2 protein-coding genes are annotated in these 1,247 nt (G+C 27.3%); both read right to left on the reverse strand.

Features of this window, described 5'->3' with window-relative positions; genetic code table 11:
• A partial coding sequence (gene hutG, locus HF862_RS09905) for a formimidoylglutamase (RefSeq protein ID WP_170187695.1) occupies nucleotides 1-899 on the reverse strand: 899 nt, incomplete at its 3' end.
• Between the two features lie 11 nt (nucleotides 900-910).
• Nucleotides 911-1,247, reverse strand: a 337-nt coding sequence (locus tag HF862_RS09910) for a HutD family protein (RefSeq protein ID WP_206039084.1), incomplete at its 5' end; no start/stop codon positions are given.

Below are 1,247 nucleotides of genomic sequence, written 5' to 3' on the forward strand. Positions count from 1 at the left end.
TATTTTTTTAAATTTAACATTACATCATATATTAAAGCCCCTGCTAATTTGGAAGTTCTACTATCTATATCGTAAGTTGGATTTACTTCCGCAAAATCTATACATACCACTTTTCCTGTTTTCATTATTTCTCTTAATATTCTCTTTCCTTTTTTTGGACATAATCCCATTATTGTTGGAGCTGAAACACCTGGAGCTTGGGCTGCATCAAATACATCCATACAGAAAGTTATATATACTTTATCTACTTTTTCTATAAATTCTTCTAACTTTTCTACTATATAATTTTCTTCATATTCTTCATCCAACATTAATACATTATACTTTTCTGCTGTTTCTATTAATCTTTTTGTATTTCCTTGTTTTTTAAATCCTACTATACTATAAAAAGCATTTTTATCTCTATCTAATATTTGTTTAAAAGATGTTCCTGATGATGGCCCATTATCATATGGTCTTATATCTAAATGAGTATCAAAGTTTATAAGTCCTATTTTTTCATCCTTATATACTTTTCTTACACCACTGTAAGAACCATAAGCTATATCATGTCCTCCTCCTAATCCTATTGGTAACATTCCTTTTTTTATTACCTCTGAAACTTTTTCTGAATATTCTTTTTGCGCTTCTTCTAATACTTGACTTTTTAAATTTCTATAATCATAAACGCTTAAACCATCTATTTTAGGAAAAGATTGCATTGCTTTTCTTATGGCATTACTTCCTTCTTCTGCTCCTTTTCTTCCTTGATTTCTTACTACTCCATCATCTGTATTGTATCCTACAAAACAAACCCCTAACTCATTTTCTTTAGCTTCAGAAAATTCCTTAACAACTTGCCAAAGTCTTAAATCAACTTCTTCATCACTATCAAATCTTCCATTCCACAAGTCTTTCATTTTTTCCTCCCTTATTTCTCCACATAACCATAGAATATTTTTCCATTATTTTGTATTTTTATTTTTTTATTATCTGTTATTAATATTTCACCACTTTTTAATTCATTGTTATCTACTAATAAACTTCCAGATATACAAAATACAAATCCTAATAAATCTTTTTCAGAAAATATTATATTTTCTTCTTTTTCTATCTCTTTAAAGAAAAAATCTCCACTACCATCTCTTATCATAAGATTAAAATCTGTAACTTTACCTTTAGAAAAAGTATCCCAATCTCCTTCAAATCTATCTATTTGATATTTTTCTAAAGTTATATTATGATGATTTTTATGTTCTAACTCCATT

Source organism: Fusobacterium sp. FSA-380-WT-3A (assembly GCF_012843705.1).
In the GTDB taxonomy this organism is placed as follows: domain Bacteria; phylum Fusobacteriota; class Fusobacteriia; order Fusobacteriales; family Fusobacteriaceae; genus Fusobacterium_B.